The organism is Cryobacterium sp. Hh11 (assembly GCF_004404045.1).
GTDB lineage: Bacteria > Actinomycetota > Actinomycetes > Actinomycetales > Microbacteriaceae > Cryobacterium > Cryobacterium levicorallinum.
Genome location: NZ_SOHF01000007.1, coordinates 156,871 through 177,303, shown reverse-complemented (window position 1 = coordinate 177,303; position 20,433 = coordinate 156,871). Strand labels below are relative to the sequence as shown.

Genomic DNA, 20,433 nt, shown 5'->3' with positions numbered 1-20,433 from the left:
AGGTGATTCACGGCTAACCCGTGGTTGCTATTTGTTCGGAGCTCCATCCGCTTCGGATTGGTACTAATTGTGGCCCTGATCTCCCCGTTTAAGGGGATCGGTGCGCAAAAACAGCGCGCCACCCGAATTGGGTGACGCGCTGTGTGCCGAGACGGGTCAGGCCTTGCGACGGTTAGTGACCGCGCCGTAGATAAGCAGCACGATCAGCGATCCGACGATAGCGAGGGCCCAGGTAGTCAGTGAGAAGAACTCCTCCAGACTGACATTGAACAGGAGCCCGCCGAGCCAGCCACCGAGGAAGGCACCGACAACCCCGAGCAGCAGGGTGATAAGCCAGCCCCCGCCCTGGCGACCGGGCAGGATCGCCTTCGCGATGGCTCCGGCGATGAGACCGAGCAGGAGAAATCCGAGGAAACTCATGAGAACTGCCTTTCAGGTTGGCCTGGATGTGGCGCGGACTAAGCCGTTCGCGTGAATTTACCCAGCTGCCGATGCACCGTCAATAGCCTCCGGCCAACGATTCGACTTGCGGGCTTCAGTCCAGCCAGTAGTCGTCGTCCAGGTACTGCGGGCCGGTCACCGGGGTTGCGTCGTTGATATCGGGGAGGTCGACGGCATTGATCGTTTCAATCTTGACCATGGAGTGGGCCGTGATCAGCAGGGAGACGTGCGCCCGCATGGAGCTGACGACGTCGACGAAGCCTCCGCCGCTGTGCACTGCGGCGGACAGGGCCGACTTGAGGCCGGCAATGTTGTACTCGGCCGACAGGTAAAACCAGTCGTCATTGATCGTCAACCGGTAGCTCTGCATTGCATGGTCCATTTCGTTGTGACAGGTTCGTGAGCGCGCTGCCGGGTGGGAGCGTGCGGGGGCTTCGTTGCCACCGCGGACTCCGCGCGGCGCGCTGCTCGGCAGCGCGAGCTTCAATATACGGGATTTACTTCAAACAGTAAACTATTTAATAGTTAAGAAACTTACAAATTGATCTAGCCGCTACACTGACAGAACAGAATGCCCTCACGGGCTATTTTGCGCGCCTGAAGTTGGGCGAAACCAACAGACCAGAGGTCAGGAGAACGCATGTATGGTCGGGACAGTTCCGGACGCACCCTGGACGCCTTGTCGGCATCCGCTTTAGTTTTTCTGCGCGCCATGGATCGCAATCGAAACCGGGTCGCGACCGAGAGCGGTCTGACCGGGAGTGAGCTGCGCGCCATTGCCCGCGTCGCGGAAACGGGCAGTATTACCCCGAAATTGCTCGCGGAATCGATGGAAATGACGACCGGTGCAGTGACCGCGATCTCGAATCGACTCGTGGCCTTGCAACTGCTGGTTCGGGTGGCTCACCCGCACGATCGACGCAGTCTGCTCTTGACCTTGACACCGGCGGCGGAGCAGATCACGCAGAAAATCTACGACGACTTCGAGGCGCTCATCGCTCACTCCGTGCGCGACGTGAGCCCGGAGGACCAAGCACGGCTGGGCGCCATGCTCTCCGCGATGGCGTTGACCGTAGGATCGGATGCCGATCTCAGCTTGACCGCCTGAGTATGACCGCCTGGGTATGACCGCCTGAGCCACCGTTAGGGGTGGCGGATTCCGCGCCCGGCCAGCATGGCCCGGTAGCCTTCCCGGTAGGTGGGGTAGCTGAAGATGAAGCCGGTATCGCGTAGAAGCTGGTTGCTCAGTAGCTTGTCGCCGCCCCTTTGGCTTTCGCGGGTGCGCGTCGGCTGGTCCGACTCGTTCAGCGCCGACTCGTTCAGCGCCGGCTCGGGCAGGCCGAGCTCGGCGGCGAGAAAGGTCAGCACCTCGTCACTGCGCACTGGCTCATTGTCGACGCCGAGATAGAGCGGCGCTGGTTGCTCAGAACGCAGCAGCAGGTGAACGATCGCGGCGGCTGCGTCGTCCCGGTGGATGCGGTTGGTGTGGCGTGACTGGGCGGAGAGCCCGGCACCCGCGCGTACCTGAGCGATCAGGCGTTCACGGCCGGGGCCGTAAATGCCGGCCAGGCGCAGAACGGTGGCGGCGGGGAGTCTGGAGTGGAGCATCCGTTCGGCATCAAGCACGATTGAATCGGTGCCCGGTCTCGGATTCGCCGGCGTCTGCTCGTCGACCCGGCTGCCGTCGTTGACGTCGTAGACCGCCGTCGACGAGACCAGCAGCACGCGGCGCGGCGTGACCTGCGCCTCATCGAGCGCGTCGAGCAGGTTGCGCAGGCCATCTAGGTAGGCGGCGCGATACGCCAGGGCCGTGGGGCTGACGGCCGAGATCGCGACGACCACGAACTCGGTGTCTGGCGGGATGGCGGGCTTCTCGACGCTCAGGTCGATGGATTGGCCGGTGATTTCTGGGGGGAGCAGGCGTGCGTTGCGCCGCAGCCCGACCACAGTGTGCCCCAGCAGCGCGAACCGCAGGCCAACCTCGGTGCCGAGGTCGCCGCATCCGGCAATGAGTACCGTCATCTGTCTCCTTGATTTATTCCACGCTAGCGGGCGCACCCTGACGATGAGCCCGCAGCGCCGCGAAGTGCGGGCATCACCATGAAACCATGCCTATCGTTCCTGACACGTCTGACTGGAGCTGGGTACTCGAACGCCCATGCCCGGCCTGTCGTTTTCGGGCCGGCGAGGTGGCCTGGTGACGACGCTCGGGGCGTACCTTCGGCACGACGTGGGTGCCGACCAACCTCGTCGCTGACTGGACAACTTTGGGTGGTCACAGTCCGGTTGCACCACACGAAGTTGTCCACTGAGAACGTGACGGTGCTTATAGGGAGCGGATGACGGGAATCGAACCCGCGCTATCAGCTTGGGAAGCTGAAGTTCTACCATTGAACTACATCCGCGCGCCCGACCGTGAGTGAACAACAATCGGAACGGTGCCAGCATATCAACCCGGCGCGGCTAGGCTGGCACCGTGCTGCTCTCAGATCGCGATATCAAGGCTGAACTCGACGCTGGACGAATCGGTTTGGAGCCGCTCGACCCCGCAATGATCCAGCCATCGAGCATTGATGTGCGCCTCGACCGCCTGTTTCGGCTGTTCGACAACCACAAGTACGCCTACATCGATCCGGCCGAGGACCAGCCAGAGCTGACCCGCCTGATCGAGACCAAGCCCGACGAGCCGTTCATTCTGCACCCGGGCGAATTCGTGCTCGGCGCCACCTACGAGCAGGTGACCCTGCCAGATGACATTGCCGCCCGGCTCGAGGGCAAGAGCTCGCTCGGACGTCTCGGTCTGCTGACCCACTCCACGGCCGGGTTCATCGACCCCGGCTTTTCGGGCCATGTCACGCTCGAGCTCAGCAACGTTGCGACGCTGCCGATCAAGCTCTGGCCCGGAATGAAGATTGGCCAGCTGTGCTTCTTTCAGCTCAGCTCCCCGGCCGAGAAGCCCTACGGCTCGAGCGAATACGGCTCCCGCTACCAGGGCCAGCGCGGCCCGACGGCGTCGCGCTCGTTCCAAAACTTTCACCGCACGGTCATCGACCGCTGACGCAGCCTTCCAACACCAGCGGATGCCCGCGGGCCGAGCAAACGTAATACGTCGAACGTAACCTCGCGTCGGGTAAAATCGGAGTATGACCTCCATGCCCACCCGATTCGACGAGGCGCTGATCGCGCACGGCCCCACGCCGGAGTATCCCGGGCGCATGCACCGCTTCGGCCAGATGGTCGGATCCTGGGCCGCCAAGGGTACCCGCCTCGACGAGACCACCGGAGAGTGGATCGAACGTGACTTCGTCTGGATGGTCGAATTCATCCTCGACGGTCGGGCCGTGCAAGACGTCGAAGTCGTTGCGAGCACGACACATCCGTCTGGATTTGAAACCGTCGCCACTACCGTGCGCGTCTACGACCCGTTCGCCGGAGCCTGGCGCGTGAGCTACTTCGCCCCGGCGCTGGGCGAATACTGCCAGCTTGTGGCCACCCCATACCGGCATGGAGTTCGGCAGGAGGGCACCCGCACGGACGGCCGCCCGATCCGCTGGAATTTCACCGCCATCACCCCCGACAGCTACAAGTGGGAGGGGTGGGTCTCCGCCGATGAGGGCGCGACCTGGCAACTCGTCGAACACAATGAGGCCACCCGCATCCGCTGAGAAACGGATGCTGATGGCCTCGGTGTCTGGGCGGCTTAGAGGGTGAACTTGAACCCGAGGTCGGCCGGGTAGTCGCCGAGGGCGGTGAGGTTCGTGGCCGCGGCCTGCAGTGCTGCGAGGGTGAGGCCGAGGGTGCCCGGGCCGAAACTGACCCGGCTGATGCCGAGTTCGGCGAGGCGCTTCAGCGGAACGAGTCCGGGCGCACCGATCACCGATATTTTGCCGTTGACCTGCTCGATCGCGCGGGCCACCTTGTCCTCGTCGGTCAGGCCGAGGAAGAAGATGACGTCAGCGCCGGCGCCGAGGTAGGCGTTGGCGCGGGCGACGGCTTCGTCCCAGTCGCCGCCGCCGGCCAGGGTGTCGACGCGGGCGTTGATGACGACGGGAATGCCGCTCTGCTCGGCGCCGGCTCTCGCGGCGGCCACGCGGGCGGCGGCGGTCTCGATGTCGAACTGCGGAGCCTTGTCGGCGCCGACCGAGTCCTCGATGTTGATGCCGACGATGCCGGATTCCTCGATCAGGCGACGCGCGTTGCGGGTCACGCCGGCAACATCCGGTGCGTAGCCCTTCTCGAAGTCGGCAGAGACCGGCAGGTCGACGGCGCGGGCGATGATCGTGGCGGCGAGGATGGCCTCGTCGAGCGAGAGGCCTTCGCCGTCTGGCAGGCCGCGCACGTTCGAGATGGAGTGGCTCGCGGTGGCGAGGGCCTTCACGCCGGGCGCATCGGCCACGATCTTGGCGGTAATGGCATCCCACACGTTGGTGACGATGAGGGGCTCGCCGGGCACGTGCAGCGAGAGCAGGAGTTCGGCCTTCTGGAGCTGGGTAAGAGTCATGTCCTTCAGTCTGACCGGCCTGCGCGCCCTCTGCGAGGAGGCCAGCCTTAGTTCAGCGGATGCTCAGGCAACTGCGGGTTGGCGCCCAGTCCGCGGCTACGCGACCGACGTGCGGTTCGTGGACTGCCGGGGTCTAAGCACATTCTCGATCATCGGCGGACTGCTGCGGGTATCGCCGTCGATGCGTCGCAGCAGAAAATCGACCGCGGCCTTCGCTGTGATTTCGGGCGTGAGGTCGATCGAGGTGATCGGCGGGGTGCTGTTGCGGGTCTGCTCGGAATCGGAGCCGGCCACGATCATGACGTCGGCCGGAACCTCGTAGCCGGCTCGCTGGAGCCGGCGCTGCAGACCCGCCGCGTGCCGCCCGGTCAGGCAGTACACCGCGTCGGGCAGGCTCTGCTCGCCGGCCGTGTCGCCGGCCGCGGCGAGCATCCGCTCAGCGATCGCTTCCCCGCCGGGTTCGCCGGCGGTTTCGTCCTGCTGGTAGACCGCAGCGGCCTGGCCGCGCTCGGCGGCCCAGGCCCGGTAGGTGCTCTCGCTGTCGGCGTTCCAGGCGTTGGTGTCGGTGCCGACGACGAGGGCGACGCGCCGGGCGCCGTGCTCGGTGAGGTGGTTGAGCACCGCGCGGGTGTCTGCGTCGGTGCCGAGGCCGAGCCAATCGGTGAAGTCGGCGCGCTCCACGTCCCGGCCGACCGTCACGAGCGGAATTCCGTTGCGCTGTAAAAGCTCGATCACGGGATCGTTGCCGAGGGGGTCGGAAATGATGAAGCCGTCGACGGCCAGGGCGATGCCGGGCACGTTTTTGGTGGTGGGGTCGCGCACGAGCATGAGCCCGAACCCGCGGTCGAGGGCTTCGACCGCGGCGGCACCGGCGAAACGTACGAAGTAGTCGACCCCGGCCGGCTGGTAGGAGTCGAGGGTGTCGAGCGGTCGAATGACCAGGCCGAGCACCCCGAGCCGGTTACTTTGCAGCCCGCGGGCGATGGCGTCCGCGCTGTAACCGAGGCGTTCAGCGACATCGAAAACGCGCTGACGGGTGGCCGCGGCGACGGCTCCCTTACCGTTGAGGGAGTGCGACACCGTGGTGATCGAGACCCCGGCTTCGCGCGCCACATCGTGGATGGTGACGCGCCTCCGTTCCGGCAACGAGTTCATACCTGCACGTTACCGTCATATTTCCGATAGCAAAACGTTTTGCACAAAAGCTAGCCCAAAACGTTTTGGTCAGTTAGGTTCTCATAAAAGCCCTTGCACGCCACAGCGTTGTTGATCAGTAGGAGCATCACCATGAAAAAAAGAACAGTCGTTATCGTCGGCGTTCTGGCCGTTGCCCTCAGCGGCTGCGCCGCCGGAAACACCGACGGAGCAGCGCCGAGCATCAGCACGGCAGACCTGGCCGTGACCACTCCGGCCGGCGGGGAACTCGACCTGGCCACCTGGAACCTCCCCTTCGGAGAGCCGGCTTCGCTCGACCCGATCAAGGCGTACAACTACGCGGAGAACACCGTCGTCGCCAACCTGTGCGAGGGCCTGATGCAGCTGCAGCCCGACTACACCGTGCAGCCGAACCTCGCGGAAAGCGTCGAGAGCCCGGATGCCTCAACCTGGGTGTACACCATTCGCCAGGGCGTCGAGTTCTGGGACGGCGAGACCATGACCGCCGACGACGTGCTGTACAGCCTCGGCCGTCAGCTCGACCCGAACGAGGGCAGCTACTGGGCCGGCGGCGTCGTTGACAATATTGCCTCGATCGAGAAGACCGGCGACTGGGAGATCACCGTCACGCTCATCGAGCCCGACTCCACCTTCAACTCCTATCTGGCCACCCCGATCGGCAACGTCGTGGAGCAGGCCCACCGGCTCGCCGCCGGCGAAAGCTACGGCACTCCCTCGGGCGGCGTCATGTGCACCGGCCCGTATTCGGTCGGCGCCTGGAACCAGGGCCAGAGCATCTCCCTGGAGCGCAACGACAACTACTGGAACACCGACAAGGTCGCCAAGACCGCGCAGGTCGACATCAGCTTCATTGTCGACGCCGCCGCGATCTCCAACGCACTGACCACCGGCGCCATCGACGGTTCCTATGACGTTCCGCTCGGCTCGATCGCCACCCTGCAGTCGGCCACCGACGGCAGCCTCATCCTCGGTCGTTCGCTGCAACTCATCGCGATCATCGGCACCGGCAACGGAGCCTTCGCCGACCCGGCCGTGCGCCAGGCGCTCATGCTCGCCACCGACCGCGAGGCGATCGCCGCGACGGTTTTTGAGGGCACCGCCGAGGCATCCGCTTCGCTCGTTCCGAACAACTCCTGGTCGTACGGCAGCGATGTGTTCGAACAGGGCCGGGCCGACCTGCCGTCGACTGCCGTCGACATTGAAGGCGCCAAAGAAGCACTGAAGGCGGCCACGACCGACCTGACCCAGCCGATCTCCATCGTCTACCCGGCCGAGCGCACCTACTACGCCGACATTATCTCGGAGATCTCCAACGGCGCCACCGCGCTCGGGCTAACGGTTGTTCCCGAGGGAGTGCCGAGCGCCCAGTTCGGTGCGTTCTTCTCCGACCCGGAGGCACGCGCCGGCCACGACGCCTTCGTCACCGCGAACTACCTCGACGTCGCTGACCCGCTCGCATTCCTGCGCACGATCCTCGGCAGCACCGGCGGCCAGAACTACAACGCCTATAGCAACACCGAAATGGATGCCCTCCTCGCCGACGCCGGCGCCGCCAGCGACGACGACGAGCGCGCCACGCTCGTGAATGAAATTCAGGGTCTGGCCATGGACGAACTCCCGTGGATTCCGATCGTGGACCCGTCGGTGCGGCTCTTCCTCAACGACCGGGTTACCGGCGTGCCGGCCTCGTTCGTCTACCTGTACTACCCGTGGGCTGCCGACCTCGGCGCTGCCGAGTAGTCACTGTTCACCGCTGAAAGGGTCGTTCCGTGATGTTTGTTTTTCGTAGGCTGCTGGCGCTCGCCGGGGTGCTTTTCGTGTCGAGCTTTCTGGTCTTCGCCGCGATGTATGCCGCCCCCGGCAGTCCCGAGAACTTTCTGGTGCAGGGCCGCACGGTCTCGCCGGAGGTCCTTGCGGCCATTCGGGAACAATATTCACTGGACGACCCCTTTCTGGTTCGGTTCTGGAACTGGATCACCAATGTGCTGCACGGAGACTTCGGGCAGTCGCTGAGCAACCGGCAAGACGTGGGCGAACTGCTCGCCAACCGGCTGCCGACCACCCTGATGCTCGTCACCCTCGCCGCCGTGATCATTGTCGTGCTCGGCATCGGCCTCGGCGTCATCGCCGGCACGCGCGACGGCGCGATCGACAAGATCATCGTGCTCGGCTCCAACCTCGGCTTTGCCGTTCCCACCTTTTTCGCCGCGCTCATCCTGATGAGCGTGTTCAGCGTCGCGCTCGGCTGGTTTCCGGTCTTCGGCAGCGGCGACGGTTTCTTCGATCGCATCTGGCACCTCACCCTGCCGGCGTTCGCGCTCGCGCTGCCCTCGGCGGCCGTCGTCGCCCGCATCACCCGCACGTCTATCCGCGAAGAGCGAGACAGCGAACACTCCGCCATGTCTCGGGCCCGCGGAGTACCCAGCGGCCTGGTGCTGCGCCGTCACGTCATTCGCAATTCAATGCTGCCGGTGAGCACCATCGTCGGCGTGCACATCGCCGGACTCATCGCCGGATCCTTCGTGGTCGAGTACGCCTTCACCCTCGACGGCCTCGGCACCCTGCTGGTCGGGGCGGTGCAGCGCAAGGACTTCGCCGTCGTGCAAGCGATCGCCATCATTCTGGTCGCCGCCTTCGGCATCATCAACCTGCTGGTCGATCTGCTCTATGCCAGTATCGACCCGCGAGTGAGATTGGGGCTCAACGCATGAGCACACAGATTCTACCCACCCACACTCGACCGCCCGCCACCCCGCTCGCTCGCTTTCTGTCGGCCCTCTACGAGCGGATGGGCGTGCTCGGCCTGATCGCGATCGGCATCGTTCTGGTCGTGCTGCTCGGCGCCGTGCTCGCCCCGGTGATCGCGCCCTACGACCCGACCGTCGGCTCGGTCACCGAGCGCTACAGCGGCATGACCGCGGCGCACCTGCTCGGCACCGACCAGGCCGGCCGGGATATTTTCTCGCGCCTGCTCTGGGGTGCCAGGTCGAGCCTGGCCGGGCCGCTCATCGTCGTAGCGGTCACGGCCGTGCTCGGCACGCTCATCGCCCTGGTCAGCGTCTGGTGGGGCGGGCTGGTCGACTCCCTGCTCAGCCGCGTGCTCGACCTGCTCTTCGCCTTTCCCAACCTGCTGCTCGCCGTGCTCGCCATCGCCGTGTTCGGGCCGAGCCTCACCACGGCCGCCCTGGCCCTGTCCATCGCCTACATTCCCTACACGGCACGGGTCATTCGCAGCATGGCACTGCGGGAACGCAACCTGCCCTACGTGCAATCGCCGCAGTTGCAGGGCATCTCCGGTGTCGTTATCACGGTGCGTCACCTGCTGCCCAATATCGCGCCGCTGATCGTCACCGGCGCCACCATCAACTTCGGCTTCGCCATGATCGAGCTCGCCGCGCTGTCCTTTCTCGGCCTCGGCGTGCAACCGCCCGCCGCCGACTGGGGACTCATGGTCAGCAACGGCCAGCAGTCCCTGCTCAAGGGGTATCCGGCCGAGAGTCTGCTGGCGGGCCTCTGCATCATGCTGACCGTCGCCTCACTCGGCTATATCGGAGAGAAACTCGGCGGCCGCGCCGCCGCGGGGAGGAAAGCCTGATGCTCCAGATCGACAACCTCTCGCTCACCCTGGCCGGTAAATACGCCGACCTCTCCATTCTTCGCAACGTCTCCCTCACCGTGGCCACCGGCGAGGCCGTGGGGCTGGTCGGGGAATCCGGCAGCGGCAAATCAATGACTCTGCGCTCGATTCTGCACATGGCCCCGGCCAATGCCACCGTCACGGGGCAGATCCTGCTCGATGGCGAAGACGTGCTCGGCCTGCGGGGCGAAGGCCTGCGACGGATGCGCTCCCGCGACGTGTCGATGATCGCCCAGAATCCACATGCGGTGCTGAACCCCGTGCTTCCGGTGGAACGCTATCTGCTGGAGGGCATGCACGACGCCCAGGGGCTCGCCACCAGGGCCGCAAGGATCCGGGCCGGGGAGCTGCTGGAACAGGTCGGCATCGATGAGGTCGATCGGGTGCTGCGCTCCTACCCGCACCAATTGTCGGGCGGCATGCTGCAACGCGTCGTCATCGCCGGCGCCATTGCGGGCAAGCCCCGGCTCATGCTCGCGGACGAGCCCACCACCGCCCTCGACGTGACCACTCAGGCCGAGGTCATGGCCATTCTGGACGATTGCCGCCGCGAACTCGGCATGGCCATGCTCTTTGTGACCCATGACCTCGACCTGGCGGCTGCGGTGTGCGATCGCATCAACGTAATGAAGGACGGCGAAATCGTGGAAACCGGCGTGCCCGAACAACTGCGGGACCATCCGAAGCATCCTTATACGCGCGCCCTGATGGCATCCCGCCCCGCCAGAATCAGCTGGACCCGCGCGGGAGGACAAGCATGAGCCAGACAACTCAACCGGCCATCGTCGTGGAGTCGCTGACCCGGATCTTCCGCACCGGCCGGGGCCGCACGGTCACGGCCCTCGACGGCGTTTCGGTGACGGTCGAGGCCGGCAGCTGCCTCGCCGTGGTCGGCGAATCCGGGTCGGGAAAGACGACACTCGCGCGCATCATCGTGGGACTGGAGCGGGCCGATGCCGGCACGGTCACCCTGGTCGGTCGCCCGGTCGCCCCGAAGGCTCGCCGCCGGGAGCTGCGCAGGCGCGCCCGGCAGATTCAGATGGTGTTCCAAGACCCGCAGAGCTCCCTGAACCGCCGCCTGCCGGTGAGTGCCGCGGTCGACGAGGTGTTGCGGGCCCACTCTAGCCTTGGCGCTCGCGCCCGGCGCGAACGGTGCGCCGAGCTGTTCGAGCAGGTCGGACTCGAGCCCCGGCACCTCGGCGCCCGGCCCGACGAGCTCTCGGGTGGCCAGCGGCAGCGGGTGGCGATCGCTCGCGCGCTCGCCGCCGATCCCGCCGTGATCGTGCTCGACGAATCGGTCGCCGCCCTCGACGTGACCGTGCAGGCGCAAATCTTGCAGCTGCTCGCCGAGCTGCGGGCAGCGAAGGGCCTCACCTATCTGTTCATCACGCACGACCTGTCGGTGGTTCAGCAGATCGCCGATCACGTCGTCGTCATGCGACGCGGCGTGATCGTGGAGCGGGGAACGACGGCGGAAGTGCTGGGCAACCCCCAGCATCCGTATACCCAACTGTTGCTCGAGTGCGCGCCGCGCCCCGGCTGGAAACCCCAGCGTGGCATGATCCGTGCCCTGCGCGAGGAGATCGCCTCATGAGCCTGCACGGACTCGGCCGCCCACTTGCCCCGCAACTGCTCAGCATTGATTCGACGGATGCCTACGAGCGCGGCCGCCAGCGCGGCCTGCGGCTGGGGGACTCCCTCGAGACCGGCATTGGCGTCTATCAACGCTTGTTCGCCGGGGCCGGCATCGACCTGCGCGTCGTTCAGACGAACGCCGAAAGCGCCATCATCGCGACCGAAGCGTGGAGCCCGGCGCTCGCCGCGGAACTCCGCGGTACGGCTGATGCGAGTGGTCAGCAGTTATGGAAGATCGCCGCACTGAACGCGCGCACCGAGATCCTCTCTGGTGCAAGCGGAGCGAGCGGTACCAAGCCGGGCGAGTGCTCGACCATCGTCAGCACCCGGGCCAGCCCGGTCGGCGCGCAGACCTGGGACTGGCACGATGAACTCGCCGGCTGCTGGCACCTGCAGCACGTGCAGGGCACCCCGCACAGCTTCGTCGGCCTGACCGAACACGGCATTCTCAGCAAGATCGGAATCAACGACGCCGGGGTCGGCATCATGCTCAATATCCTCGGCCACCAATCCGACCGCGCCGACGGCGTGCCCGTGCACCTGGTTGGCGCGCGCGTGCTCGCCGAGTCAGGCACCCTCGAAGAGGCGCTTCAGATTCTCCAGACGGCACCGGTGAGCACGTCGAGCGCCATCACTGTGCTCACCCCGGATGCCGCCGTGACGGTCGAGCTCAACCCGACCGGCTCGCAGGTGGTGCAGCCGCGCAACGGCATGCTGCTGCACACCAACCACTTTCTCGACGGGGGCCTCGGCCAGGGCGAGAAACCGGGACTCTACGACCCCGACTCACAATTGCGGCTCGGGATGCTCCTGGAGCGAACCAGGGTCGCGCCGTTGCCCACGGTGGCCGCCGAACTCGTTCCCTACCTGGTTTCGCGCCCTGGCGACGTGGCTGAACTGTGCTGCGTGCCCGCCCCCGGTGCCACGCTGGGCGACCGCTGGGCCACGTTGGCCACGATCACCCTCGATGCCGCGGCGCGCACGATGACCGTGTCGGCCGGGTCGCCTCTGGCCGCCGTCGACGAGAACGCGCCCGTCACGACCCTGGTCGCGGGGTAGCGCGCACCGGCATCCGCTCACCGCGCCCGTTACGGGTCGCCGCGCCAGTTAGAACTGGCGCGAGGGCCCGCAGCTGGCGCGATGACGCTTCTGGCCAGAATGTCGGGCGTCACTCCGGCCGAAGCCGCAACTGCTGCATTCCACCGTCGACCGCCAAGGAGATGCCCACGGTGGAACCGGAACGTGGGCTGGCCAGATACGCCACCGCGTCGGCGACCTCGATGGCGTCGACCAGGCGGCCGTGCGGCTGACGGGCGTTGAGAGCGGCTCGCTCGGCCTCGGGGTCGGCTGCCTTCTCGAGCAGACGGCCGATCCAGGGAGTGTCCGCCGTACCGGGGCTCACGCAGTTGACGCGGATGCCGTCGCGCAGGTGATCGGCGGCCATCGCGCGGGTGAGAGCGAGCACTGCGCCCTTGGAGGCGCTGTACAGCGCACGCTGCGGCAGCCCCGCCGTGGCGGCAATCGACGACGTATTCACGATTGCCGCCGACGGCGAACGCAGCAGCCACGGCAGCGCGGCGCGCGTGACCCGGGCGATTCCCACCACGTTGATGTTCAGAACGCGCGCCCACTCCTCGTCGTCGTTGTCAGCGATCGTTCCCTGAGCGCCGATCCCAGCGTTGTTGACGACGATGTCGATTCGTCCGAATTCCGCCCCGACCGCGGCGATCGCGTCGTCGACGGAGGCCGAGTCCGCAATGTCGGTCCGCACCGCGAAGTGCTCCGCAGCCGCCCCTTGCGGGTTCAGGTCGAGCACGGCCACCCGGGCACCGCCGGCGTGCAGGCGGTCGGCGATGGCGGCGCCGATTCCGGACGCGCCGCCGGTGACGACGGCGACGAGGTCCTCGAACTCATTCATGCTGGCGCCTTTCAATGGAGGTCGGGACGAATTCTTGGCGTTGTCGACCGAGCCCCTCGATTTCGATTTCGCAGGTGTCTCCGGCCTGGAGATAGGGAAAGCGTCCCGACAGCGCGACGCCCTCCGGCGTGCCGGTGAGCACGAGGTCCCCGGGCTCGAGCGTCAGATACTGGCTCAGGTGCCAGATCACGTAGTCCACGCTGAAGATCTGGTCCGCGGTGGTCGAGTCCTGCCGCGGCTCGCCATTCACCCAGCTGCGCAGGGACAGGTTCTGGTAATCGACTTCATCGGGCGTCACCAGCCACGGGCCGGTCGGGTTGAAGCCGGGCGCGCACTTGCCCTTCGACCACTGCCCGCCGGAGACGCTCATCTGAAAGTCACGTTCCGAGAGATCATTGGCGGTGACGAAGCCCGCAATATGGCCGAGGCTGTCTGCCGGACTGGCCAGGTATGACGCACGGCGGCTGATGACCACGCCCAGTTCAACTTCCCAATCGGTTTTGGTGCTCGTGCGCGGAATCTCGACGGTGTCGTTGGGCCCGACCACGGTATTGGGAGTCTTCAAAAACATAATCGGGATCTCGGGCGGAAGGGAGCCGGATTCGGCCGCATGAGCGGCATAGTTCATACCAATGCAGATCACCGCGCTCGGTCGGGCGATCGGTGCCCCGATCCGCAGCGCTTGCGCGTCGTGTAGCGAGGGGAGGGAACCCGCCGCCAACGCCGCCCGAACCGCCGTCGGGCCGGTGCCGGCGAGGAAGGCGCCGTCAATGTCCGCGGTGATCGTGGTCAGGTCAAAGTACGTGCCGTCGACCAACACCGTTGGGGTTTCCTGGCCGATCGGACCCAGGCGGGCAAACTTCATGGGGCCAACTCTCGTCGTTGAGTGTCCGGCAGCACCGGATCAAGTCCTCGATTGACATTCTATACATCGGATGTTTAGGCTCGGGGAGCTGACCAAGGAGAAAAATTTCGTGAGTAAAATTCTGGCACTGCAGACCAGCGACGTACGCTTTCCCACCTCCACCTCGCTCGACGGCTCCGACGCGATGAACCCGGACCCGGACTACTCGGCGGCGTATGTGCGCATCATCACCGATGCGGAGGATGGCCTGGAGGGGCACGGTTTCGTCTTCACGATCGGGCGCGGCAACGATGTGCAGGTTGCGGCGATCGACGCGCTGGCGGAGCATCTGGTCGGCCGCAACACGGAAGACCTGCTCGCCACCATGGGCGCGACCTGGCGCGAGTTCGTGTGGGACTCGCAGTTGCGCTGGCTCGGACCGGAGAAGGGCGTCATGCACATGGCCATCGGCGCCGTTGTGAACGCGCTCTGGGATCTGAAGGCGAAACGCGCGCAGCTGCCGCTGTGGCAGCTGCTCTCCCGCATGACACCGGAGCAGCTGGTGGAGCTGGTGGATTTTCGCTACCTCACGGAGGTGCTCACCCCCGACGATGCGCTGCGTATCTTGCGCGCCGCGGTGCCCGGGCGGGCCGAACGTGAAGCGGAGCTGCTGGCATCCGGTTACCCCGCCTACACGACGACGCCGGGATGGTTGGGCTACAGCGACGCAAAGCTTGCCCGACTCGCAGCAGAGGCGGTCGATGAGGGATTCGGCATGATCAAGCTCAAGGTCGGCGGCAACCTCGACGATGACATTCGACGGATGCGCCTGGCCCGGAAAACGGTCGGACCGGATATTCGCATCGGTGTCGACGCCAACCAGCGCTGGGGCGTCAGCGAGGCGATCGAGTGGATGTCGCACCTCGCCGAATTCGATGTGGCCTGGATCGAAGAACCGACGAGTCCGGATGACATTCTCGGGCACGCGGCCATCGCCCGCGGTGTGGCGCCGATTCCCGTTGCGACCGGTGAACACATGGCCAATCGCATCATGTTCAAGCAGTTTCTCCAGGCCGATGCCCTGCAGGTGTTGCAGATTGACGCCACCCGCGTGGGCGGGGTGAACGAGAACATCACGATTCTCCTGCTGGCCGCCCAGTTCGGCGTGCGCGTGTGTCCGCACGCCGGCGGGGTGGGGCTGTGCGAAGCCGTTCAGCACCTGTCAATGTTCGACTTCGTCGCCGTCTCCGGCACCAAGGACGGCCGGGTGATCGAATTCGTCGACCACCTGCATGAACACTTCGTCACCCCTGTCGCGTTGCGGGGCGGCGCTTACCAGGCTCCGACGGCGCCGGGGGCCGGCACCGAGATGCTGGCCGCCAGCCGCGACGAGTACGCTTTCATCAGAAATGACTGAATTCACTCCCGGGCGGCTCGGCTATGGCGCGGCCAATGTGGGAAACCTCTACCGGGCGATAACGGATGCCGAAGCCAGCCTGATTCTGGGCGCGGCATGGGACGCCGGAATTCGGCACTTCGACACCGCCCCGCACTACGGCCTCGGCCTGTCGGAGCGTCGCCTCGGTGCGTTTTTGGCCACAAAATCGCGGGATGAATTCACCGTGTCGACCAAAGTGGGCCGACTGTTGCGGCCGAACCCGGAGGGTGCGGGCCGGCTCGATCTGGACAATGATTTCGCGGTGCCCGCCGAGCTGAAGCGCGTCTGGGACTTCTCGCCCGACGGCATCCGCAGCAGCCTGGATGAGTCGCTCGAGCGCACCGGCCTGGATCGCTTTGATGTGGTCTACCTGCACGACCCCGAACGCAATGACCTTCAGGACGGGCTCGACCGGGCTATTCCAGCCCTGGTCGGGTTACGCGCGGCCGGGCTGGTGCGCCGCATCGGGGTGGGGTCCATGGCCACGGCCGCGCTGCTGGCATGTGTGCAAACCGGCGCGCTCGACCTCATCATGATCGCGGGCCGGTACACGCTGGCCGATCAGTCGGCGCTGGCCGAGGTCGTACCGGCCTGCCGACACTACGGCGTCGGAATCGTCAATGCCTCCGTGTTCAACTCCGGGCTGCTCGCCACCGATCGCCCCGGATCAGACGCCCGCTACGATTACGCCGACGTTCCGGTTGAATTGCTCGCCCGGGTTCAGCGTATCGCCGCAGTCTGTCAAGATTTTGGGGTGTCACTGCCCGCCGCCGCACTGCAATACTCGCTGCGCGACAACATGGTGCGCTGTGTCGTGGTCGGCGGGAGCAGCCCACACCAGCTGGCCCAGAATGCGCAGCGGATGGCCGAGGTCATCCCGAGCGAACTCTGGCAGCGGCTCACCGAACAGAACCTCATCCCGGCGTGACCGCACCGGGCGAGCGCATCGACGCGCACATGCACCTGTGGGATCTGACCGTGTCGGAGTACGGATGGCTCGGCCCCGAACACGGCGCCTTGTACGCCAGCTGGACTGCCGAGCAGGCGCAGGTTGAACTCGCAACGGCCGGAATGGACGGCGCCGTGCTCGTGCAGGCGGAGGATTCACTCGTCGACACGGCGTATCTGCTCGAGGTGGCGATGAGCCACCCCTGGGTTCGCGGCGTCGTCGGCTGGGTTCCACTCGAGGATGTGCGCAGGAGCATCGATGCCCTCGAGCGCTGGGGCGAGCACCGGGCCTTTTGCGGTGTGCGCCACCTGATCAATGACGACCCCCGAGCGGATTTTCTCGACCTGCCGCAGGTACGCGAGTCTCTGTCCATCCTTGCGACGCGAGGACTGCCCTTTGACCTTCATGATCCCTGGCCTCGTCATCTCGACCAGGCCGAGCGGCTGGTGCGCGCTCTGCCCGAACTGACGCTCGTGGTCGACCATCTTGGAACGCCGCCGCGCGGTAGGGACGATTTCGCTGATTGGCGGCGCTCCCTCAGCCGGGTTGCCGAGCACCCCGGAACCGTGGCGAAATTCTCCGGATTGCGAACGGAGACGGCGCCGTATTTGATCGATGCACTCCGAGACGTCTGGCAGATAGCCCTCGACCTCTTCGGCCCCGACCGCCTCATGTATGGCGGCGATTGGCCCATCACCGAGCCGCACGGAGGCTACCAGCCAACCTGGCAGGTGATCAGTGAGCTTGCCGCTGAACTGAGCCCGCCGGAACGCGCGAGCATTCTCGGCGGCACCGCCGCACGGATTTACCACCTGACCGACTAACGATTGGAACCTGCAATGCTCATTGGAATCAACCCGCTCCTGACCGGCGATCTGCTTAAGCACCTCGAGGAAATGGGGCACTCGGACAAGGTCATCGTCGTGGACGCTCACTTTCCGGCCGCACGGCTGGCCAACCGTCTGGTGGAGCTTCCCGGCACCACGGCGCCGGAGGTTCTGGCTGCCATCCGCAGCGTCTTACCGCTCGATGATTCCCCGGCGGTGGACCTCATGACCTCGGCCGATGGCGCGGTTCTTCCGGTGCAGACTGAGCTGTTGGAAGCGGCGCGGATCGACCTGACCGGCGCCCGGTTCGTCGACCGATTCGACTTCTATCGGGATGTCGCTGATGCCTATGTCATCGTGCGCACCGGCGAAACGCGCACCTACGGTTGTGTCATCGTGCGCAAGGGGCTCGTCGGGCACGAGTAGCCCCTATGCGCCTTCCGGTCGCAGCGGCGGCCGGAAGGCCAGGGATGGCTTACTGGAGTGAAATTGACTGCACGGCCCGGAGCTGGTTTCGGATGAAGGTATTGGCGTGTGCCGCCAGGTCATCGGAGTCTTCCCAGAGGTTGCGCCAGATGCCGAGGGTGCGGCTGAGATCACGATTGACGACGGAGGAGGAGAAGGACTCGAACACAATCGGCCCGTCATAGTTGATCCGTGCCAAGCCACGGAAGAAGGATCCGAAGTCCACGGTTCCCGAACCCAGATAGCCACGGTGGCTCTCTCCGATGTGCACGTATCCCAGCCGGTCGGCGACGTCGAGCACCGGGGAGAACAGATCGGATTCCTCGATGTTCATGTGGTACGTGTCGAGGTGCACGGAGACGTTGTCGTGATCGATCTCATCGAGAAACTCCAGCGCTGCCCGCCCGGTGTTCATCAGGTTCGTTTCGTACCGGTTGACGACCTCAAGCGACAAGTGGATGCCCAGCCCGGCTGCCCGGGCCGCCAGCCGGTTGATCGCGGCCGCACTCGACGCCCGACCTGACGCGGTGACCGGTTCCATATATTTCTGCATTGCGCTGTAAATCACGCCGCACAACCGTGTGCCTCCGAACACCTGCACGATATCCAGGCACTCCTCAAGCATCCGTTCGCCGGCGGCGACGCAGGCCGGATCTGCACTGGTAAGGTCTGTTGATTGGCTCAGGCCGAGCGACGCTGTAGCGTGCAGGTCATAGTCGAACAACAGTCGTTTTGCCAGGGCACGGTCGAATGTCGCCGGGTTCATCAGCGGAATTTCAATCAAATCGAAGCCCGCCTGTTTGGTCTTCTCAATGGCCAAGGTCAGGCCTGCTTCATCAAAAGTCCCAGTGAATACTAGGGCATGGGCACCGATTTGCATGTGGGGCTTCTTTCTCAAATTTCTTCATCGAATTCTGTGTTACGAAAAACCATCACCTTGACACTATTGCTCATGGCCGGGTTTTAGATACATTAGGATACAACTCATAACCAACCAATTGTTTCGCGATTGGTCGGATCTTTGATGCAATTTCTGTCATGATCAAGTGGCTCATGGCCAAGGACCATCCTCCGATGAAGTAGGTGATGTATGTCAAACCAATTGTTGAAAGTCACCGGAATCAGCAAAAGCTTTCCGGGCGTTCAGGCGCTTAAAGACGTCCAATTCGAGCTCGATCGCGGGGAGGTGCTCGCGCTCCTCGGCGAGAACGGCGCCGGCAAGTCGAGCCTGATGAAGATTCTGTCCGGGATCTACACCAAGGACGAGGGCAGCATTTTCCTCGATGGGGTCGAGGTGAACATTGACAGCCCCAAGACCGCGCAGGCGCTGGGCATCAGCATCATTCACCAGGAGATGAACCTGATGGCTCACCTCACCATCGCGCAGAACATCTTCATCGGACGCGAACCGCGCGGCGGACTGTTTCTGCGCGAGCGGGCACTCAACCGCAAAGCGGATGAGCTGCTCAAGCGCCTGGGCATCAACCTGGACCCGAAGGCCCTCGTGGAGACCCTTACCGTCGCCAAGCAGCAGATGGTGGAGATCGCCAAGGCGCTGTCCTTCGATGCCAAGGTGCTGATCATGGATGAGCCCACGTCCGCGTTGACCGACGTGGAGACCGAAACGCTCTTTAGGCTGATCGAGGCGCTGAAAAGCGCCGGCACCGGCATCATCTACATCTCGCACCGGATGGACGAGCTGCGCCGGATCACCGACCGGGTCACCGTGCTGCGCGACGGGGAGTACATCGGCACCTTGCAGAAAGAACAATTCGACATCCCGACGATCATCGAGATGATGGTCGGTCGCCACATTGAAGAGAACGCCCGGCCGAAACCGCGTGGACACGGCAAGGATGAGGTCGTGCTCAAGGTGGAGGGTTTGAACACCCGCAAGCTGCTTCGGGATGTGTCCTTCGAGCTCAAGCGTGGCGAGATTCTCGGCTTCGCGGGCATGATGGGTGCCGGCCGCACGGAGGTGGCCCGGGCCATCATCGGCGCTGACCTGTCCGAGGGCGGTCGGGTGCACATCAACGGCACGCCGGTCAAGATCAACCAGCCCTCCGATGCGGTCGCGCACGGGATCGGTTACCTCTCGGAGGACCGCAAAGCCTACGGGCTCCTCCTGGAACAAGACGTGAACACCAATATTCTGCTCGCGTCCCTGCGCGACTACACCGATGCCCTGGGCTTCGTGCACACCATGAAGGGCAAGAAGACGTCGCGTGACTACGTCGGGTCGCTCCGCATCAAAACCCCCTCGATCTCGGCGACGACCAAAAACCTTTCCGGTGGAAACCAGCAGAAGGTCGTCATTGCCAAATGGCTCGCGCGTGATTGCGACATCCTCATCTTCGACGAGCCCACCAGGGGTATTGACGTTGGAGCCAAGGAGGAGATCTACAAGCTGCTCAACGATCTCGTGGACGCCGGCAAATCGATCATCATGATCTCTTCCGAACTGCCGGAGGTGCTGCGCCTGTCGCACCGCATCGTGGTGATGGCCAACGGCCGAATCACCGGAATTCTCGACAACGAAGATGCCGACCAGGCAAAAATTATGGACTACGCCACCCGTACGGGTGACGAGAAAGAGTTGTGA

The 20,433-nt window shown here is 64.9% G+C and carries 22 protein-coding genes and 1 tRNA gene; 14 read left to right on the top strand and 9 right to left on the bottom strand.

Annotated elements, in window-relative coordinates; translation table 11 throughout:
• Positions 1–156 precede the first annotated feature (156 nt).
• Positions 157–420: a GlsB/YeaQ/YmgE family stress response membrane protein gene (locus E3T46_RS02830; RefSeq protein WP_134577378.1), complete on the bottom strand. Its 264-nt coding sequence runs from the start codon at positions 418–420 to the stop codon at positions 157–159.
• Between the two features lie 115 nt (positions 421–535).
• Positions 536–811 (bottom strand): hypothetical protein, encoded by a 276-nt coding sequence (locus E3T46_RS02825; RefSeq protein WP_134577377.1) that lies wholly within the window; start codon positions 809–811, stop codon positions 536–538.
• A 270-nt stretch (positions 812–1,081) separates the two neighbouring features.
• Here E3T46_RS02825 and E3T46_RS02820 point away from each other — a divergent pair, with 270 nt between their 5' ends.
• The gene (locus E3T46_RS02820) at positions 1,082–1,549 is read left to right on the top strand and encodes a MarR family transcriptional regulator (protein ID WP_134577376.1); all 468 of its coding nucleotides are present in this window, start codon (positions 1,082–1,084) and stop codon (positions 1,547–1,549) included.
• Positions 1,550–1,584: 35 nt separating this feature from the next.
• Here the strand turns inward: E3T46_RS02820 and E3T46_RS02815 are convergent, their stop codons facing one another.
• Both E3T46_RS02815 and E3T46_RS02810 read right to left on the bottom strand, forming a co-directional pair.
• Positions 1,585–2,463, bottom strand: a complete 879-nt coding sequence (locus E3T46_RS02815) for an NAD-dependent epimerase/dehydratase family protein (protein ID WP_134577375.1) — start codon at positions 2,461–2,463, stop codon at positions 1,585–1,587.
• A 312-nt stretch (positions 2,464–2,775) separates the two neighbouring features.
• A tRNA-Gly gene (locus E3T46_RS02810) sits at positions 2,776–2,846 on the bottom strand.
• Between the two features lie 71 nt (positions 2,847–2,917).
• Between E3T46_RS02810 and dcd the strand changes: the two genes are divergently transcribed.
• Together dcd and E3T46_RS02800 are read left to right on the top strand one after the other, a co-directional pair.
• Positions 2,918–3,499, top strand: coding sequence for a dCTP deaminase (gene dcd, locus E3T46_RS02805; protein WP_104132984.1), 582 nt, complete (start codon positions 2,918–2,920; stop codon positions 3,497–3,499).
• Between the two features lie 85 nt (positions 3,500–3,584).
• A complete protein-coding gene (locus tag E3T46_RS02800; protein ID WP_092447970.1) occupies positions 3,585–4,106 on the top strand; it encodes a hypothetical protein in 522 nt (173 codons plus the stop codon).
• Positions 4,107–4,141: 35 nt separating this feature from the next.
• On the opposite strand, the gene E3T46_RS02795 is transcribed toward E3T46_RS02800, so the two are convergent.
• Together E3T46_RS02795 and E3T46_RS02790 are read right to left on the bottom strand one after the other, a co-directional pair.
• Positions 4,142–4,942, bottom strand: coding sequence for an isocitrate lyase/phosphoenolpyruvate mutase family protein (locus E3T46_RS02795; RefSeq protein WP_134577374.1), 801 nt, complete (start codon positions 4,940–4,942; stop codon positions 4,142–4,144).
• A gap of 96 nt (positions 4,943–5,038) precedes the next feature.
• A complete protein-coding gene (locus E3T46_RS02790) occupies positions 5,039–6,097 on the bottom strand; it encodes a LacI family DNA-binding transcriptional regulator (RefSeq protein WP_134577373.1) in 1,059 nt (352 codons plus the stop codon).
• Positions 6,098–6,229: 132 nt separating this feature from the next.
• Between E3T46_RS02790 and E3T46_RS02785 the strand changes: the two genes are divergently transcribed.
• The 6 genes from E3T46_RS02785 to E3T46_RS02760 are packed head-to-tail and all read left to right on the top strand — an operon-like array spanning position 6,230 to position 12,449.
• Positions 6,230–7,858: an ABC transporter substrate-binding protein gene (locus E3T46_RS02785; protein ID WP_134577372.1), complete on the top strand. Its 1,629-nt coding sequence runs from the start codon at positions 6,230–6,232 to the stop codon at positions 7,856–7,858.
• Between the two features lie 32 nt (positions 7,859–7,890).
• Positions 7,891–8,829, top strand: a complete 939-nt coding sequence (locus E3T46_RS02780) for an ABC transporter permease (protein WP_241980427.1) — start codon at positions 7,891–7,893, stop codon at positions 8,827–8,829.
• A complete protein-coding gene (locus E3T46_RS02775; protein ID WP_134577371.1) occupies positions 8,826–9,713 on the top strand; it encodes an ABC transporter permease in 888 nt (295 codons plus the stop codon). Before E3T46_RS02780 ends, E3T46_RS02775 begins: the two co-directional genes overlap by 4 nt.
• A complete protein-coding gene (locus E3T46_RS02770; protein WP_134577370.1) occupies positions 9,713–10,516 on the top strand; it encodes an ABC transporter ATP-binding protein in 804 nt (267 codons plus the stop codon). Before E3T46_RS02775 ends, E3T46_RS02770 begins: the two co-directional genes overlap by 1 nt.
• Positions 10,513–11,349, top strand: a complete 837-nt coding sequence (locus E3T46_RS02765) for an ATP-binding cassette domain-containing protein (RefSeq protein ID WP_134577369.1) — start codon at positions 10,513–10,515, stop codon at positions 11,347–11,349. The genes E3T46_RS02770 and E3T46_RS02765 overlap by 4 nt, the downstream gene beginning before the upstream one ends.
• Entirely contained in the window at positions 11,346–12,449 is a 1,104-nt protein-coding gene (locus E3T46_RS02760; RefSeq protein ID WP_134577368.1) for a C45 family peptidase, read from the top strand. The genes E3T46_RS02765 and E3T46_RS02760 overlap by 4 nt, the downstream gene beginning before the upstream one ends.
• Before the next feature lie 109 nt (positions 12,450–12,558).
• On the opposite strand, the gene E3T46_RS02755 is transcribed toward E3T46_RS02760, so the two are convergent.
• Together E3T46_RS02755 and E3T46_RS02750 are read right to left on the bottom strand one after the other, a co-directional pair.
• A complete protein-coding gene (locus tag E3T46_RS02755; protein WP_134577367.1) occupies positions 12,559–13,308 on the bottom strand; it encodes an SDR family oxidoreductase in 750 nt (249 codons plus the stop codon).
• A complete protein-coding gene (locus E3T46_RS02750; protein ID WP_134577366.1) occupies positions 13,301–14,173 on the bottom strand; it encodes a fumarylacetoacetate hydrolase family protein in 873 nt (290 codons plus the stop codon). Before E3T46_RS02750 ends, E3T46_RS02755 begins: the two co-directional genes overlap by 8 nt.
• A 109-nt stretch (positions 14,174–14,282) precedes the next feature.
• Between E3T46_RS02750 and E3T46_RS02745 the strand changes: the two genes are divergently transcribed.
• From E3T46_RS02745 to E3T46_RS02730, 4 genes are read left to right on the top strand one after another with little or no spacing between them, the layout of a single operon-like run.
• Complete coding sequence (locus E3T46_RS02745) at positions 14,283–15,569, top strand: L-fuconate dehydratase (RefSeq protein WP_134577365.1); 1,287 nt, start codon at positions 14,283–14,285, stop codon at positions 15,567–15,569.
• The gene (locus tag E3T46_RS02740) at positions 15,562–16,518 is read left to right on the top strand and encodes an aldo/keto reductase (RefSeq protein WP_134443406.1); all 957 of its coding nucleotides are present in this window, start codon (positions 15,562–15,564) and stop codon (positions 16,516–16,518) included. The genes E3T46_RS02745 and E3T46_RS02740 overlap by 8 nt, the downstream gene beginning before the upstream one ends.
• Positions 16,515–17,363 carry an amidohydrolase family protein gene (locus E3T46_RS02735; protein WP_198418253.1) on the top strand — a complete coding sequence of 283 codons (849 nt, stop codon included), beginning with the start codon at positions 16,515–16,517 and terminating at the stop codon, positions 17,361–17,363. The genes E3T46_RS02740 and E3T46_RS02735 overlap by 4 nt, the downstream gene beginning before the upstream one ends.
• A gap of 15 nt (positions 17,364–17,378) precedes the next feature.
• A complete protein-coding gene (locus E3T46_RS02730; RefSeq protein WP_134443405.1) occupies positions 17,379–17,792 on the top strand; it encodes an RbsD/FucU domain-containing protein in 414 nt (137 codons plus the stop codon).
• A 49-nt stretch (positions 17,793–17,841) separates the two neighbouring features.
• Here E3T46_RS02730 and E3T46_RS02725 read toward each other — a convergent pair whose 3' ends face one another.
• Positions 17,842–18,711 (bottom strand): sugar phosphate isomerase/epimerase, encoded by an 870-nt coding sequence (locus tag E3T46_RS02725; RefSeq protein WP_134577364.1) that lies wholly within the window; start codon positions 18,709–18,711, stop codon positions 17,842–17,844.
• Between the two features lie 210 nt (positions 18,712–18,921).
• Here E3T46_RS02725 and E3T46_RS02720 point away from each other — a divergent pair, with 210 nt between their 5' ends.
• Positions 18,922–20,433, top strand: a complete 1,512-nt coding sequence (locus E3T46_RS02720; RefSeq protein ID WP_134577363.1) for a sugar ABC transporter ATP-binding protein — start codon at positions 18,922–18,924, stop codon at positions 20,431–20,433.